The sequence below is a fragment of the Flavobacterium galactosi genome (genome assembly GCF_048158585.1).
GTDB classification, from domain to species: domain Bacteria; phylum Bacteroidota; class Bacteroidia; order Flavobacteriales; family Flavobacteriaceae; genus Flavobacterium; species Flavobacterium galactosi.
In genome coordinates this window covers 25,806-43,199 of the sequence record NZ_JBLNKV010000001.1, presented here as the reverse complement: position 1 = coordinate 43,199, position 17,394 = coordinate 25,806, and the positions used below count along the sequence as shown (strand labels likewise).

At 35.5% G+C, this 17,394-nt stretch carries 14 protein-coding genes and 1 riboswitch; of the genes, 13 read left to right on the top strand and 1 reads right to left on the bottom strand.

What is annotated here, in order from left to right:
* The first annotated feature begins 51 nt into the window (after nt 1-51).
* From ACM55M_RS00180 to metF, 4 genes are all read left to right on the top strand, one after another.
* Nucleotides 52-1,104: an NAD(P)/FAD-dependent oxidoreductase gene (locus ACM55M_RS00180; protein ID WP_416848931.1), complete on the top strand. Its 1,053-nt coding sequence runs from the start codon at nt 52-54 to the stop codon at nt 1,102-1,104.
* An 80-nt stretch (nt 1,105-1,184) separates the two neighbouring features.
* Nucleotides 1,185-1,302: riboswitch (SAM riboswitch) on the top strand.
* 301 nt (nt 1,303-1,603) lie between these two features.
* The gene (locus ACM55M_RS00175; RefSeq protein ID WP_416855445.1) at nt 1,604-2,605 is read left to right on the top strand and encodes a homocysteine S-methyltransferase family protein; all 1,002 of its coding nucleotides are present in this window, start codon (nt 1,604-1,606) and stop codon (nt 2,603-2,605) included.
* Nucleotides 2,606-3,117: 512 nt separating this feature from the next.
* Nucleotides 3,118-5,799, top strand: a complete 2,682-nt coding sequence (gene metH / locus ACM55M_RS00170) for a methionine synthase (protein ID WP_416855444.1) — start codon at nt 3,118-3,120, stop codon at nt 5,797-5,799.
* Nucleotides 5,800-5,895: 96 nt separating this feature from the next.
* Complete coding sequence (gene metF / locus ACM55M_RS00165; RefSeq protein ID WP_416855443.1) at nt 5,896-6,852, top strand: methylenetetrahydrofolate reductase [NAD(P)H]; 957 nt, start codon at nt 5,896-5,898, stop codon at nt 6,850-6,852.
* Between the two features lie 85 nt (nt 6,853-6,937).
* Here the strand turns inward: metF and gldA are convergent, their stop codons facing one another.
* Complete coding sequence (gene gldA / locus ACM55M_RS00160; protein WP_416855442.1) at nt 6,938-7,834, bottom strand: gliding motility-associated ABC transporter ATP-binding subunit GldA; 897 nt, start codon at nt 7,832-7,834, stop codon at nt 6,938-6,940.
* A gap of 147 nt (nt 7,835-7,981) precedes the next feature.
* Between gldA and ACM55M_RS00155 the strand changes: the two genes are divergently transcribed.
* From ACM55M_RS00155 to ACM55M_RS00115, 9 genes are all read left to right on the top strand, one after another.
* Nucleotides 7,982-9,235 (top strand): dicarboxylate/amino acid:cation symporter, encoded by a 1,254-nt coding sequence (locus tag ACM55M_RS00155; RefSeq protein ID WP_416855441.1) that lies wholly within the window; start codon nt 7,982-7,984, stop codon nt 9,233-9,235.
* A gap of 440 nt (nt 9,236-9,675) precedes the next feature.
* Nucleotides 9,676-10,503, top strand: coding sequence for a prephenate dehydratase (locus tag ACM55M_RS00150; protein WP_416855440.1), 828 nt, complete (start codon nt 9,676-9,678; stop codon nt 10,501-10,503).
* Entirely contained in the window at nt 10,500-11,645 is a 1,146-nt protein-coding gene (locus tag ACM55M_RS00145) for an aminotransferase class I/II-fold pyridoxal phosphate-dependent enzyme (RefSeq protein ID WP_416855439.1), read from the top strand. Before ACM55M_RS00150 ends, ACM55M_RS00145 begins: the two co-directional genes overlap by 4 nt.
* Before the next feature lie 68 nt (nt 11,646-11,713).
* Nucleotides 11,714-12,571, top strand: coding sequence for a prephenate dehydrogenase (locus tag ACM55M_RS00140; protein WP_416855438.1), 858 nt, complete (start codon nt 11,714-11,716; stop codon nt 12,569-12,571).
* An 86-nt stretch (nt 12,572-12,657) separates the two neighbouring features.
* A complete protein-coding gene (locus ACM55M_RS00135; RefSeq protein WP_416848941.1) occupies nt 12,658-13,740 on the top strand; it encodes a chorismate mutase in 1,083 nt (360 codons plus the stop codon).
* Nucleotides 13,741-13,846: 106 nt separating this feature from the next.
* Complete coding sequence (locus ACM55M_RS00130; protein WP_416855437.1) at nt 13,847-15,499, top strand: hypothetical protein; 1,653 nt, start codon at nt 13,847-13,849, stop codon at nt 15,497-15,499.
* A 90-nt stretch (nt 15,500-15,589) separates the two neighbouring features.
* Nucleotides 15,590-16,567: a ribosome small subunit-dependent GTPase A gene (gene rsgA, locus ACM55M_RS00125; RefSeq protein WP_416855436.1), complete on the top strand. Its 978-nt coding sequence runs from the start codon at nt 15,590-15,592 to the stop codon at nt 16,565-16,567.
* Between the two features lie 45 nt (nt 16,568-16,612).
* A complete protein-coding gene (gene dtd / locus ACM55M_RS00120) occupies nt 16,613-17,065 on the top strand; it encodes a D-aminoacyl-tRNA deacylase (RefSeq protein ID WP_416855435.1) in 453 nt (150 codons plus the stop codon).
* A 1-nt stretch (nt 17,066) separates the two neighbouring features.
* Nucleotides 17,067-17,393 (top strand): nucleotide pyrophosphohydrolase, encoded by a 327-nt coding sequence (locus ACM55M_RS00115; protein WP_035668323.1) that lies wholly within the window; start codon nt 17,067-17,069, stop codon nt 17,391-17,393.
* The last annotated feature ends 1 nt before the right edge of the window (nt 17,394 follow it).

Below are 17,394 nucleotides of genomic sequence, written 5' to 3'. Positions count from 1 at the left end.
AATTTGCAGTAAAATAGTTTATCACAATTACATTATATAAAGAATAAAAAAATGGTTAAAACAGACATATTAATTATAGGAGCCGGACCAACAGGTTTATTTGCAGTTTTTGAAGCAGGATTGTTAAAACTAAAATGTCATATTTTAGACGCACTGCCACAAGCGGGCGGACAACTTTCAGAATTGTATCCAAAAAAACCTATTTATGATATTCCAGGTTTTCCTGAAGTATTAGCGGGTGATTTAGTTGATAATTTGATGGAACAAATCAAACAATTCGAACCAGGTTTTACGCTGGGCGAACGTGCAGAAACTATAGAAAAGCAAGAAGACGGAAGTTTTATTGTAACCTCAAATAAAGGAAAGAAATTTCATGCTTCGGTTGTGGCTATTGCCGGTGGATTAGGAAGTTTTGAACCAAGAAAACCACTTATCGAAGATATCGAATTTTACGAAGATAAAGGGATAAAATATTTCATCAAAAACCCGGAGAAATTCAGAGACAAAAGAGTTGTAATTGCCGGAGGTGGTGATTCTGCTTTGGACTGGAGTATTTTCTTGTCTAAAATTGCTTCAGAGGTGACTTTGATTCACCGTAGAAATGAATTTAGAGGAGCTTTAGATTCTGTAGAAAAAGTACAAGAATTGAAAGATTTAGGGAAAATAAGAATGATCACGCCAGCAGAAGTAATTGGTTTGAACGGAGCCGAACATTTAGAATCAATTGATATTGAGGAAAATGGAGCACACCGTACTATAGAAACAGATTATTTTATTCCGCTTTTTGGATTAACACCAAAATTAGGTCCTATCGGAGACTGGGGATTAGACATTGAAAAAAATGCCATTAAAGTAAATAATGCTTTGGATTACCAAACGAATATTCCTGGAATTTTTGCCATTGGTGACGTAAATACATACCCGGGGAAATTAAAATTGATTCTTTGTGGATTCCACGAAGCGACTTTAATGTGCCAGGCAGCATACCAAATCATCAATCCAGGTAAGAAATATGTATTAAAATATACTACAGTTTCTGGCGTTGACGGATTTGACGGAACCCGTAAAGAGGCTCCAAAAGCAGTGGTAAAAGCCATAGTATAAAACTAGTAAAAAAATATAGCGTTAATACTTGCAAGTATTAACGCTATGTCTTTACTTTGCAGTGTTCCTATTTTTATTGAAAGTTATCACGAAAGGCGGAGGGAAAGACCCGATGAAACCTTAGCAACCCTTTATCTTTAAAGAAGGTGCTACATTCTACTTTATACTGAATTATTCAGCATTTAAGATAGATAACATAAGAATACTTCTACAGTATTTCTCAAACCTTTTCTTGACAAACATATCGATATTTACTTACTAAATTTATTTCAGTATCAGGAGCGAATGATTGGCGCAATTTTTGTCGTCATTGTTCCCGCTTTTCGTTGCAATCTTTTACTTTTTTAAAGAAAAAAGTAAAAGGATTTACACTGCAAACGTAGTTCATCGAACTCCTATGAAAATTAGGAATTAAGTGAGATAATCGGGGCTAAAGAGTAAAAATTCGTGTTTTTTTGGTTTTATTTCAACCATAACAGCACAACAATAAAAAAATAAAATGTCAAGTATTCAAGAAGCCATTAAAAAAAACATACTCATACTCGATGGAGCTATGGGAACGATGTTACAACGTTACAATTTTTCGGAAGAAGATTTTCGTGGAGAACGTTTCAAAGATTTTCCACATTCTTTAAAAGGGAACAACGATTTATTATCCATCACGCAGCCGCAAGCTATACGTGCTGTTCACGCAGCCTATTATGAAGCGGGAGCCGATATCGTGGAAACCAATACGTTTTCAAGTACCACCATCGGAATGGCAGATTATCATCTCGAAGATATTGTTTACGAATTAAACTATGAATCGGCAAGAATTGCGCGTGAAGTAGCCGATGAATTTACAGCCAAAAATCCAGATAAACCTCGTTTTGTAGCCGGTTCAATAGGACCAACAAACAGAACGGCAAGCATGTCACCAGATGTAAACGATCCGGGTTACCGGGCCGTAACTTTTGATGATTTACGCATTGCGTACAAACAACAAGTGGAAGCCTTGATTGATGGAGGGAGTGATTTGCTTTTGGTAGAAACCATTTTCGATACGTTAAATGCTAAAGCCGCACTTTTCGCCATTGAAGAAGTCAAAGACGAACGCAATATCGATATTCCAATCATGGTTTCAGGAACAATTACCGATGCATCAGGAAGAACACTTTCAGGACAAACGGTTGAAGCTTTTTTGGTTTCAGTTTCGCACATTCCATTGTTGAGTGTAGGATTCAATTGCGCCTTGGGTGCCGATTTGCTTAAACCGTATCTACAAACCTTGGCGCATAATACTTCATTCAATGTATCGGCACATCCTAATGCAGGATTGCCAAATGCTTTTGGAGAGTACGATGAAACACCTGAACAAATGCAAGCATTTATCAAAGAATATTTAGACGATAATTTAGTAAATATCATAGGCGGCTGTTGCGGAACAACCCCAGAACATATCAAGTTGATTGCTGATATCGCAAAGGATTATAAGCCTAGAGTATCAACAGCAACAATGTAAAACGTAGAGACGCGATTTATCGCGTCTAACTAAACCCCTGCTAGCGCGAGCATCCCGCTCGTGCCCACAAACAAAGGCAGGTCAAAAATATTTTGAACAATAGAATTATAATTTAGAATAGGCACGAGCGGGACGCTCGCGCTAGCGAAGTACGAGTTCGGTACGAACGATATATTTTGTTGCAACGGAATTTATTCCGTTGTATATATGTGGTAATGATAACGGAATTTATTCCCGTTGAATGAAAAGGAAATAGGATTACGAGGATATTCTGTTGATGATAGATGATGTTAGTGTCTAATATCCGCGTGAGGGATAGCAATTAAAAGCCCACAGACAAATGAAGCGAAAGCGGAATTAGTCGAGGACTTGTAACGAATAGCCCGACCCTTGGGTCACGCCCAAAATAATAAGAAACAAAAACGAACTGCAAGTTTTAAAAATTGTAGAAAAATAACAAAAGCATAAACCTACACGGTTTCTAAAACGGTGCAGGATTAAATAAAACAAAAATGGCACACGCAGAAAAGAGAAGAAACCTTGTATTATCGGGATTAGAACCTTTAATTATTACACCACAAAGCGTTTTTGTAAATATCGGGGAACGAACCAATGTTACAGGTTCTAGAAAATTCCTTCGATTAATTAAGGAAGAGAAATACGAAGAAGCACTCAGTATTGCTAAAGAACAAGTGGAAGGTGGCGCGCAAATCATCGATATTAATATGGATGAAGGAATGCTTGATGGTGAATATGCCATGACAAAATTCCTAAATTTAATCGCTGCCGAACCTGATATTTCCAGAGTTCCAATCATGATTGATAGCTCGAAGTGGGATATCATCGAGGCGGGTCTGAAAGTGGTACAAGGAAAAAGTGTCGTAAACTCAATTTCGTTGAAAGAAGGGGAAGAGCAATTCATTCATCATGCTAAATTGATTAAGCGCTACGGCGCTGCAGCAATTATTATGGCTTTTGATGAAACTGGACAAGCTGATAATTACGAACGCCGGGTAGAAATTTGCCAACGGTCGTATGATATTTTGGTAAATAAAGTTGGTTTTCCTCCGCAGGATATTATTTTCGATTTAAATATATTTCCAGTTGCGACAGGAATGGAAGAACACCGGCTGAACGCATTGGATTTCTTTAGAGGGACCAAATGGGTTAGGGAAAATCTTCCTCATGCACACATTAGCGGTGGGGTAAGTAATGTTTCGTTTTCGTTTAGAGGAAATGACACGGTTCGGGAAGCGATGCACTCTGTGTTTTTATATCATGCGATTCAGCATGGTATGACAATGGGAATCGTAAATCCGGAAATGCTTTCCATTTATGACGAAATTCCAAAGGATTTATTAGAACACGTTGAAGATGTAATTCTAAACCGTCGTGATGATGCCACGGAAAGATTATTGGATTTTGCAGAGAATGTAAAAGGAGATGTAAAGAGTATTGAAAAAGCAGTCCAAGAATGGCGTTCTGGAACAGTTCAAGAACGAATTACGCATTCACTTGTAAAAGGGGTCGATGCCTTTATAGAACTAGACGTTGAAGAAGCCCGACAGGCAGCTACAAAACCTATTGAAGTTATCGAAATTAACTTGATGACAGGAATGAATGTTGTGGGTGATTTATTTGGTTCCGGTAAAATGTTTTTGCCACAAGTAGTAAAATCAGCACGAGTAATGAAAAAAGCCGTAGCCTATTTGTTGCCTTACATAGAAGCTAGCAAACAAGCGGGTGACAAGCAAGGAAATGGAAAAATCCTGATGGCAACCGTAAAAGGCGATGTACACGATATTGGAAAAAATATTGTTAGCGTGGTGCTGGCCTGTAATAATTATGAGATTGTAGATTTGGGCGTAATGGTACCACCTGAAAAAATTATTGCAGCTGCCATTGAGCACAACGTAGATATTATTGGATTAAGCGGATTAATCACGCCGTCACTGGACGAAATGGTATATCTGGCCAAAGAATTAGATAAAAGAGGGATGAAAATCCCGGTAATGATTGGTGGAGCAACGACTTCTAGAGCCCATACTGCCGTGAAAATTGCACCTCAATATAGAGAAACGGTAATTCACGTAAACGATGCTTCGAGAGCGGTGACAGTGGCGGGGAGTTTATTGAATAAGGATAGAAAGATATACGCAAGCGACATTAGAGCCGAATATGATGTGTTTAGAGAAACATTTTTAAATCGTTCGCGTGATAAAAATTTCCTAACCATTGAGCAAGCACGTAAAAATAAATTGCAGTTGGATTGGGAGAATTTTACTCCTGTAAAACCAAATGTAATTGGAGAGCAAACTATCGAAGTCGATTTAGATGTTTTGGTTCCGTATATTGACTGGACTCCATTTTTTAGAACATGGGAATTGTTCGGAAAATATCCGGCGATTTTAACGGACGAGGTAGTAGGAGAACAAGCAACGTCTGTTTTTGCAGATGCACAAGAAATGTTGGAAGTCATTTTGAGAGAAAAGAAACTAACCGCTAAAGGAATTTACGGAATTTTCCCTGCGAATCAAATCAACGATGATGATATTGAATTGACAGACGAAAATGGGAAACCATTGCAGACATTCTTGACTTTACGTCAGCAATCACAAAAAACTAAAGGAGCTCCTAATATTGCATTGGCTGATTTTATTGCTCCAAAAGAAAGCGGAAAAGTCGATTATATGGGTGTGTTTTGCGTCACCACCGGTTTTGGTGTGGATGAATGGGCGGCTGAATTCGAAAGAGATTTAGACGATTACAATTCAATTATGGTGAAAGCATTAGCGGATCGTTTTGCGGAAGCTTTCGCCGAATATTTGCACGAAAAAATCCGTAAAGAAATTTGGGGTTATTCATCTGATGAAGCTTTGAGTACCGAGGCAATGATTGCCGAAGATTACAAAGGAATTCGTCCGGCGCCAGGGTATCCCGCTTGTCCTGACCATTTAGAAAAACCTACTATTTGGAAATTACTAAATGTAGAACAAGAAATTGGAGTGACTTTAACCGAAAGTATGGCAATGTGGCCGGCTTCATCGGTTTCAGGTTATTATTTTGGAAATCCGGAAAGTAAGTACTTCGGACTTGGAAAAATAAAAGACGACCAAGTTATTGATTATGCCAAACGTAGAAGCGTTTCGACAGAAGTAGCCATGAAATGGTTGAACCCGAATATAGCAGATTAGAAAATAGTTTAAAGTTGAAATTTTGTTTAAAGTTTAAAGTTTAAAGTTGTTCGCGAGAACCTTAAACCTTAAACCTTAAACTTCAAACTAAAAAAAATGAAAGTAACACAACATATAGAAGCCGCCAAAGGAGAAACATTATTTTCCTTCGAGATTATTCCGCCTCAAAAAGGCAAAAGCATTCAGGAATTATACGATAATATTGATCCGTTGATGGAGTTTAAACCGCCTTTTATAGACGTAACCACTTCTCGCGAAGAGTATATTTACATAGATAAAGGCAACGGTTTATTAGATAAAAAACTAACCAGAATGCGACCTGGGACATTGGGAATTTGTGCTTCCATAAAACACAAATATACTGTAGATACTGTTCCTCACTTACTTTGCGGTGGCTTTACCAAAGAAGAAACCGAGTATATGTTAGTGGATTGTCATTATTTAGGTATTGATAATGTGATGGCATTGCGTGGTGATGCGATGAAACACGAGCAGTCTTTTGTGCCGAAAGAAGGAGGGAATAATTTTGCCGTAGATTTGGTTAAACAAATCAACGAATTGAATTGCGGAAAGTACTTGCATGATGTGATGGATATTGACAACAAAGCCAATTTTTGTATTGGAGTTGCAGGTTATCCTGAAAAACATTTGGAATCTCCCTCATTAATTTCAGATTTAAAAAGACTGAAAGAAAAGGTAGAAGCAGGGGCTGATTATGTAGTAACCCAAATGTTTTTTGACAATGCAAAATATTTTGAGTTTGTTGCTAAAGCTAGAGAAATGGGAATTACAGTTCCTATTATTCCGGGTATCAAACCTATTGCAGTGGAAAGACACTTACAAGTATTGCCACAAATTTTCAGAATCGACTTACCGGAAGATTTGATTCATGCGGTTGATCAATGCAAGAATAATGCTGGCATCAAACAAGTAGGAATCGAATGGGCGATTCAACAATCATTAGAATTGAAAGCGGCCGGAGTTCCGGTGTTGCATTATTATTCTATGGGGAAATCAGAAAATATCCGACAAATAGCGAGTAAGGTTTTTTAATTTCCAATCATATTTCATAAAAAAAGCTCGTTTAAAATTGGTTTAAGCGAGCTTTTTTTATCTACAAAAACTAAAAACTGACCACTTATTTCGTAATCTCTCTAAACACGGTCTCCAAATTTTTATTCTTCTGATTGAGTTGTAGCGTTTTCAAACCGTTTGTGGTAGCAAAATCAAAAACGGCTGGGCGCATGTCTTTATCGGCTTTGAAAGTCAATTCCCAAATCATATCGTGCGTATTTTTATAAGAAACAAGATTTTCGATTTTGGCAATGGCTTGTTCCTCTATTTTAAAATCAAATTCTACTTCGATAACTTGTTCCTTGTCTTCAGAAATTAAGTTGTCCAGTTTTTTATCGGCAACAATTTTTCCGTTATTGATGATGATCACACGGTCACAAATGGCTTCGACTTCTTGCATAATATGAGTAGACAGGAAAACGGTTTTGTCTTGGCCTACGTTTTTAATCACATTGCGAATTTCAATCAATTGATTCGGGTCTAAACCGGTTGTTGGTTCATCCAAAATCAAAACATCGGGATTGTGCAATAACGCATTGGCGAGACCCACACGTTGGCGGTATCCTTTGGATAATTGCCCTATTTTTTTATGACTCTCGGTGCTTATACCGGTCAGTTGAATTACTTCTTCGATTCGGGATTTGGCTACCTTATAGACATCGGCATTAAAAGCTAAATATTCTCTCACATACAAATCCAAATACAACGGATTGTGTTCCGGTAAATAGCCAATAGAAAGTTGAACTGCTTTTTGTTGGCTGTTTACATCATGCCCATTTACTAATGCTGAACCTTCATCGGCATTAATGTAGGTCGTCAATATTTTCATTAAAGTCGATTTTCCGGCACCATTTGGACCTAAAAAACCAACAATTTCTCCTTTATTTACAGAAAATGAAATGTTATCCAGTGCTTTTTGGGCACCATAACTTTTGGATATATTATTTACTTCTATTGACATGGAATTTTATTTGTTGCAAAAGTAAACAGAATAATCATTGATTTATTGTTTTTTGTAGCACAATAAGTGAAAAGACCTTTATCAAAGTTTACTAAGCAGGACGATATTCTCTTTTAGATTTATATATTTACCATATACTATATAGATATGAATTTAAAAAATACACAATCAGGCAGTTTTTTGAAAAACTACAAAAGTATTTTATTGCTACTTGGAGGAATTCTGGTAGGGAGTATATTGGGTTTAGTTTTTGGAAAAGGGGTAGAAGCTATTAAACCTTTGGGCGATATATTTCTGAATTTATTGTTTACTGCAATCATTCCATTGATTTTTTTTACGATTGCATCCTCGATAGCCAGTTTAGAAAAGTCAGAGAAACTAGGAAAATTATTTGTAATTGTAATTGGTGTGTTTTTAAGCACCGTATTGATATCAGCTATTTTGATGATTTTTGGTGTATTGCTGTTTCCAATTCAGCAAGACATTATTATTTCAAAAATTCCATTAGAATCTATTCAAGCAAGTTCTGCAGGTTATCAAATTACGCAATTGCTTACCGCTAATGATTTCTTCGAATTGTTATCTCGTAAGAATATGTTAGCACTTATTATATTTTCTTTTTTAATAGGATTTGCCAGTTTACATTCAGGTGAAAAAGGGAAAGATTTTTGTCGGTTCTTGAATTCAGGTAACGAAGTGATGAAACAATTGTTACATATGATTATGAAAACGGCCCCAATAGGTTTGGGTGCTTATTTTGCGTATCAAGTTGGGATTTTTGGACCACAATTATTTGGTGCATATGCAAAACCTTTAGGTCTTTATTATGCAGTTTGTGCTTTTTACTTTGTCGTATTTTTTAGTTTGTATGCTTTTATTGCTGGAGGAAGAAAAGGATTGAATGTGTTTTGGAAAAATAACATCACTCCATCATTAACTGCATTAGGAACTTGCAGCAGTATTGCGACAATTCCTGCCAATCTGGAGGGAGCGGAACGCATGAATATTCCTAGTCATATAAGAAATGTAGTCATTCCATTGGGCGCGCCTTTGCATAAAGATGGTTCGAGTATGTCATCTATTATAAAAATCGCTGTTGTTTTTGCCATGTTTGGTAAAGATTTTACGGATCCATATACCTTGCTTACCGCTATTGGGATTACGGTAATTGTTTCAGTTGTCGAAGGCGGAATTCCGAATGGTGGTTATATAGGAGAAATTCTGGCGATAACCGTTTATGGATTTCCAATGGAGCAGGCTCTACCGGCGGCGATGATTGTGGGGACCTTGGTAGATCCTATGGCAACTTTATTGAATGCTAATGGCGATTTAGTTTCGGCGATGTTAGTAACCCGAATTGCGGAGGGAAAAAAATGGCTTTCGGTGAATTTAGTTCATTAAATTGTTTTTCGCACTGGAATCATTTAAAAAGACATTTTAAAATTGGTAATAATCAGTAGTTTATGAGTGCTTTTTTTATGTATTTTGCAATATAAAATAGTTTTAACAAAGAATTCTTTTTTTGTTACATAAAATTAAATATTTTTTTTGGTTGACTTGAAATAAGTCATACATTTGCATAGAAATTATTAAAAAACAGAGAATACAATGTCTAATAACCGTTTTTACTTTAGCAACACTTATTATTTCTTCTTTAGGAAGTAAGGGATTGTGCTATGGTTATTTGAAAAACAACAAACAAATAAAACTAATATACAATCCTGATGAAAATCAGGATTTTTTTTTGAGTATATATGAAATAAGTATGACAAAAAAATGATGGAACACCAATCATGATTTATGTAAATTTCATATTCAAATAAAATAAATAATAAGTTAGAATGAGAACTAAGATTGCAATACAAGGTATAAAAGGCTCTTTCCATCATCAGGTGGCGCAAGATTATTACTATCAGAATGTTGAAGTAGATGAATGCTTGTCGTTTGAAGAATTGGTGGATAGCTTATTGTCCGGAAAATCAGACCAAGCGGTTATGGCTATAGAAAATTCTATTGCCGGACCTATTATTCCTAATTATGCCTTGATTGACAAAAACAATTTGCACATCATTGGAGAACATTATTTAGATATTCATCAAAATTTAATGGCATTGAAAGGCCAGAAAATTGAAGATATTCTGGAAGTACATTCGCATCCAATGGCTTTGTTACAATGTATGGAGTTTTTGAAAAAATATCCGAACATAAAATTAGTTGAAGATAAGGATACCGCGGAAACGGCCAGAAGAATACATCAAAATCAGTTGAAAGGGATTGCAGCAATTGCAAGTAAAACGGCTTCTGAAATGTATGAATTAGAAATTTTGGCTCCAGAAATTCAAACGATAAATAATAACATGACGCGATTTGTTATTATTAAAAAGGAGAATTCGTTTGTTGAAGAAAACGAAATAAACAGGGCTTCCATCAAATTTGAATTGGATCACAAACGCGGCAGTTTGGCGGCAGTTCTAAATGTAATGAGCGACTGTAAATTGAATTTAACCAAGATACAATCATTGCCAAAAATAGAAACGCCTTGGAAATATTCCTTTTTTGTGGATGTTACTTTCGAAAAATACGAAGATTATGCTAAGGCAAAAGCATTGCTGGCCATTATGGCAGAATACTTTAAAGTTTTAGGCGAATATAAAAACACAAAACCATGATTACTACAGCAAAACGTCTGGATATAATTGAAGAATACTATTTCTCTTCCAAATTGAGAGAAGTAAGACAATTGGCTTCTGAAGGGAAACCAATTATCAATATGGGAATCGGAAGTCCGGATTTACAGCCTTCACAAGCAGTTGTTGAAGCGGTAGTTTTGGCCATGCAAGAAGAAAATGCACATCAGTACCAAAGTTACCAAGGGTTACCGGAACTGAGAAATGGAATGGCTGATTTTTATCAGAACAACTTTCAGGTAGCGTTGAATCCAAATACTGAGATTTTGCCTTTGATGGGTTCCAAAGAAGGGATTATGCATATTTCACTGGCTTTCTTGAATGAAGGAGATCAGGTGCTGATTCCAAATCCAGGATATCCAACGTATACTTCGGTGACGAATCTTGTTGGGGCGGTACCTGTTTATTACGATTTAAAAGAAGTAAATAACTGGGAACCAGATTTTGAAGCTTTGGAAGAACTTGATTTGTCGAAAGTGAAAATCATGTGGATTGGTTATCCGCACATGCCGACAGGAGCGAGAGGAAGTTTACAGTTGTTTGAAAAATTAGTGGCTTTCGCCAAAAAACATCAGATCTTATTAGTCAATGACAATCCGTATAGTTTTGTTTTGAACGACAATCCAATGAGTTTGTTGCAAGTGGAAGGTGCAAAAGAAGTGGCATTAGAATTAAATTCTTTGAGTAAGACTTTCAATATGGCAGGCTGGAGAGTTGGAATGGTTTTAGGAAATGCAGCTTGTATTGATGCCGTACTAAAAGTAAAAAGTAACATGGACAGCGGAATGTTTTACGGGATTCAAAAAGGGGCAATTGAAGCTTTGAAAAGTGACAAGACTTGGTTTGAATCGATGAATGCGATTTATAGAAAACGCAGAATTCTTACCGAACAACTGGCGGAGAAATTGGGTTGTAAAGTATACAAAGAAGGTGTTGGATTATTTGTTTGGGCAAAATTGCCTGACGGTATCACATCGGCTGAAAAATTTATTGATGAAATTTTATATGAAAAATCTATTTTCATTACGCCGGGAACAATTTTTGGTTCTAATGGCGAAGGTTACATCCGATTTGCCCTTTGTGTAAAAGAAGAAAAAGTACAAGAAGCTATAAATAGATTTTAGAGTAACGATTCTAGATTTCAGATTTTCCTGCAAGGTTTTTAAAACATTGTAGGTATAAAAATAAAAAGATGAAAGTATTTGTAATAGGAATAGGATTGATAGGCGGTTCGATGGTATTGGACATTAAAGCACTGCATCCGGAAGCCAAAATTTATGGAATTGACACTAACGAAAGTCATTTGCAGGAAGCAATTGCTTTAGGAGTTGTTGATGCTGGTGCGACTTTTGATGATTTAAAAAATGCAGATTTTGTAATCGTTTCTGTTCCGGTTGATGTTGCATTGACTGTTTTGCCAAAAGTATTGGATATTATTGGTGATGCTACGATTGTCTTTGAAGTAGGTTCTACTAAAACGCCTATTTGTGAAGCGGTTGCCAATCATCCTAAGAGAAGAAATTTTATTGCAACGCATCCTATTGCAGGAACGGAGTTTTCGGGCCCTTCGGCGGCGATAAAAGGATTGTTTCAAGGGAAAACGAATATTATTTGTGAGGTGGAGAAAACGACTTTCAAATTACAGGAAAAAGCATTGCAACTTTTTACTGCTATGGGAATGAGAATTCGTTATATGGATCCAAAATCGCATGACAAACACATTGCTTATGTGTCGCATTTATCGCATATCAGTGCATTTATGCTAGGGAAAACGGTAATCAATAAGGAGAAAGACGAACAAGATATTTTTGATATGGCCGGTTCTGGTTTTGAAAGTACCGTTCGGTTGGCGAAAAGTTCACCGGCAATGTGGACGCCTATTTTTAAACAAAACAGGAAGCAAGTAGTAAAAACATTGGATGAATATATTTCTAATTTATCAAAGTTTAAGGAATTATTAGAAAAAGAAGATTACGATGCGATTTACAATGAAATGCAAAGTGTGAATAAAATAAAAGAAATATTAAACGGAATAAACATAAAAAAGTAATCAGGATTTTTTCGAATCTTCGGGAAAAGGTTACAGTTAAAGAGAACAACACAGAATAAAATAAAAAAAAGTAAAAATTAGAAAAGATGGAAAACAAGAAAGAAATGAGAAATTGGTTGAATGAATTCAATTTGACTCATCCATTTGTGATCGCAGGGCCTTGTAGTGCTGAAACAGAAGAACAAGTATTGAAAATTGCACATGAATTGAAAGATTCAGATGTGAGTGTTTTTAGAGCAGGAATTTGGAAACCAAGAACGCGTCCGGGAGGATTTGAAGGTGTTGGAGAAATAGGGTTGAAATGGTTGCAAAAAGCAAAAGCTGAAACAGGTTTGCTTATGGGAACAGAAGTAGCAACTGCTGCGCACTGTAAATTGGCTTTGGAACATGATATTGATGTATTATGGGTTGGTGCTCGTACGACTGCAAATCCATTTGCGGTTCAAGAGATTGCTGATACATTGAAAGGTACTGATAAAATTGTATTGATTAAAAACCCTGTAAATCCAGATATGGCTTTATGGTTGGGTGGAGTAGAGCGTTTATATGCTGCTGGAATCAAGAATTTAGGAGTTATTCATAGAGGTTTTTCTACATACGAAAAAACAAAATACAGAAACATTCCAGAATGGCAGATTGCTATCGAATTGCAAAGCAAATTCCCTGATTTACCATTAATCATTGATCCATCTCATATTACAGGAAACCGTGATATGATTCTTGAAGTGACTCAAGAAGCATTGGACTTGAATTATGATGGTATGATTATCGAAACGCATAATGATCCAGACAATGCTTGGAGTGATGCGGCACAACAAGTAACACCGGACGCTTTGAAACAAATTTTCAAAGATTTGAAAGTGAGAAAACATGATGATGCATCGGATGAATTTACCAATAAAATGACAAAATTGAGAGCGAATATCGATGTTTTGGATGCTAATTTATTGGAATTGTTAGGAAAACGTATGAAAGTTGCTGACGAAATTGGTCAAGTGAAAAAAGACGCTAACGTTGCCGTATTGCAAAACAATCGTTGGAATGAAATCCAAGAGAAAATGATTTTGGAAGGTGGAAAAAAAGGATTGACAGAAGAATTTATAGTTAAATTATTCAAAAACATTCACCAAGAAAGTATTGGTCACCAAGAAAAAATATTAAACTCTTAATTAGCTAAATAAGATTAATTATTTTTTATTTATTAAAAACCTACAATTTATTTGTAGGTTTTTTTGTAGTATTGTGTGAAATTTTAACAATCTAACTTTTAATTTTATGAAAAAACAATTACTACTTTTTTTTGCATTTTTTATGTTTTGCCTAACAGGGTATTCTCAATACAAAATTGAAAACATTGGGATTTCTTATGGAGAGGAAATTACTGAGGAAAAGGGGAAGATTATTAAAATTATTGGTGAAGCCAATAACAAGATTTACGCTTTAGGTTTGAAAGGAAAAAAAGACTATTTCTTGAAAATTTTTTCATCAAAGGAAATGAAGTTATTATCTAACAAACCAATAGTTTTACCTGAAATAGATGGTAAAGAAATAGGCTTTGAGGAAATAACAATTTTAAATAATAGGGTATATGTTATTGGAAGTGTTTATCAACGAAAAGAAAAAATTTTCAATCTAGTCGGAATTGAGTTTTCTGAAGATGGTGTTTTAAGTAATAAAATGGTTGCCATGTTTGAATCTCAGGTTGCAAAAAGTTCAGACAGAGGTGGTTTCTATTTTAAACAATCTCCAGATGAAAATAAATTATTGGTTATGCATACCGCATTATTCGAAAAGGAAGATGCGATGAAATATGAAATTAAATTGTTTGATGATTCTTTAAATGTAAATTTTGCTACAGAAAATAAAGTATCTTATGATGATTCCAAAAAAGATTACCAGTTTACAATTTCTGATTTTGATGTAAATTTTAAAAACGATGTCTTTTTGATTGTTAATGAAGGATACAGAGACAACAAGAAGAAAGAAAAAATTGAAAAGTTTGAACTTCATATTTTCAAAAATCAAAATAAATATAAGAAAGAGGTCGTAAATATTGATGTAAAGGACAAGGAGATTATCAATTGTAAAATGTTGTCAACCAATAAAAACACATTGCAAATAGTTGGATTTTATTCCAGTGTGAGAGAGAATGGTAAAGCGAATAAAGAGTTGAAAGGGGTGTATAATGCCACTATAAATCTGGCTACTAATATAAATGACAATCTTAAATTCAATGAATTTGACTATGAAACCAAAGTTAAATTGCTTGGAGAGCGAAGAGCTAAAAAAGGGAAAGATGTTAAACCTTTGTACGAGATTCATTCGATAATCGAAAAAAATGACGGTGGACTTATTGTTTTGTCGGAATATAGAATGGTCGTTGTGGGACAAACGCAAGGTTTTGGACCATTAGGTTTTACTCCAATTACTTATATTACCAATGAAATGATTGTAACTTGTCTAAAATCTGACGGATCCTTAGATTGGAGTAATGTGGTTGCAAAAGATCAATCTGCTGCGGTTACAGTATTATCTTTAGGCTTTTTTGGGACTGGTGGAAACGGGAATTTTAATGTAAGTGCGGGTGTTTCTATTCCATTAACTGTTATGGGAAAAGGGCCAGAATATTTAAGCGGAATTCCAATTTATAAAGATGGGCAATTGAATATTATTTTTAACGATAATAAAAAAAATAAAGGAATTACTGATATCGAAGAAATCAAATCATTGGGAAATTATAATAACTCAGTACCAACACTTTTTGTTTTTGATGATAAAGGGCTAATAACAAGGAAGGATCCGGAAGAAGCCATAAAAAATGAATTGGTTATGAGGCCTGGAATTTTCTATCGAAAAAATGAAAAAGAATTTTTAATTTATGCTTCAAGGAAGTCCGAGGATAAATTAGGAAGAATGATTTTAAATTAAAGAAAAGCTGCCTGAATGAAGGCGGCTTTTTTTATTAAACTTAACTCCTATCAATAAACGGGATAAACTTTAAAATTTTATCTTTGCAGTATGACAGGACTAGTATATAAATCTACAGGAAGTTGGTACACCGTAAAATCCGAACATGGGGATTTTATTGAATGCCGTATGAAAGGGAAATTCCGAATTAAAGGAATCAAAAGTACTAATCCTATTGCTGTAGGAGATGTTGTGGATTATGAACTAGAAGAAACATCGGATGTAGTTACAGGGACCATTCATAAAATTCATGACAGGAAGAATTACATCGTTCGGAAATCAGTGAATTTATCCCATCAGATGCATATTATTGCCTCGAACATCGATCGGGTTTTTTTACTGGTTACCATAAATAATCCACCAACGACCTTTAATTTTATTGACCGTTTTCTGGTCACAGCCGAAGCGTATGGCATTGAAGCGATATTGGTTTTTAATAAAATCGATACTTTTGACGATGCTACTCTTGATGAGCAATTGTACATGCAGCATGTGTACCAAGAAATTGGATATAAATGTTTATGCGTTTCTTCTACCGAAATGAAAGGAATAGAGGAGTTAAAAGAAATGATGATTGGTAAAGTGAGTATGTTTTCGGGTCATTCAGGAGTTGGAAAGTCAACTTTGGTAAATGCTATGGAACCTTCCTTGCATCTAAAAACAAAAACAATTTCTGAAGCGAGTAAGCAAGGACAACACACAACAACTTTTGCAGAAATGTATGATTTATCATTTGATGCCAGAATCATCGATACGCCAGGTATAAAAGGTTTTGGAATCGTGGATATGGAAAAAGAAGAAGTGAGTGGGTATTTTCCTGAGTTTTTCAAATTGAAAGACCAGTGTAAATTTAATAATTGCTTGCATAAAGATGAGCCACATTGCGCCATTAAAGCAGCTTTGGAAAAAGACGAAATTGCTTGGTCCCGATATAGAAGTTATCTTAAAATTCTGGAAGGCGATGATGAAAATTATCGCACCGACATTCATAATGAAGACCGAATAATTAGTGATAAAACGAGGGAGTAGTAGAGACGCGATTTATCGCGTCTATTTTTTATAGAATATAAAATAATGAAAGTTGTAATTCAAAGAGTTTCCTCTGCCTCCGTAACCATTGATGAAAAAATCGTAGCCGAAATCCAAAAAGGCTTGTTGGTTTTAGTTGGAATTGAAGATAGCGATACACCAGAAGACAGCATGTGGTTAGTTGGTAAAATTGTAAACCTTCGTATTTTTGGAGATGAAAATCAGGTCATGAATTTATCTGTTAAAGACATTGATGGCAATATCATTGTAGTGAGTCAGTTTACACTTCATGCTTCTACCAAAAAAGGCAATCGTCCTTCGTATATTAAAGCCTCAAAACCAGAAGTTGCCATTCCATTGTATGAGAATTTTGTAAAACGTCTGGAAATAGAGCTGGGTAAGAAAGTGCAGACAGGAGTTTTTGGTGCAGATATGAAGGTGCTTTTGTTGAATGATGGACCAGTAACGATAGTAATTGACAGTAAAAATAAAGAATAAGATGAACTTAAAAAACTCCCAACTAGACGTTGACACTTGGATCAAAGAACACGGCGTTCGTTATTTCAACGAATTGACAAATATGGCGCAACTTACTGAAGAGGTAGGCGAGGTAGCCCGCATCATTGCTCGTCGTTACGGAGAACAATCCGAGAAAGAGAGTGATAAAAACAAAGACCTTGGCGAAGAATTAGCCGATGTGGTGTTCGTAGTTTTATGTTTGGCAAACCAAACGGGAATCGATTTACAAGCCGCTTTCGACAAGAAAATGGATCTGAAATCCATTCGCGACAAAGACCGTCACAAAAACAATGAGAAACTTAAATAAT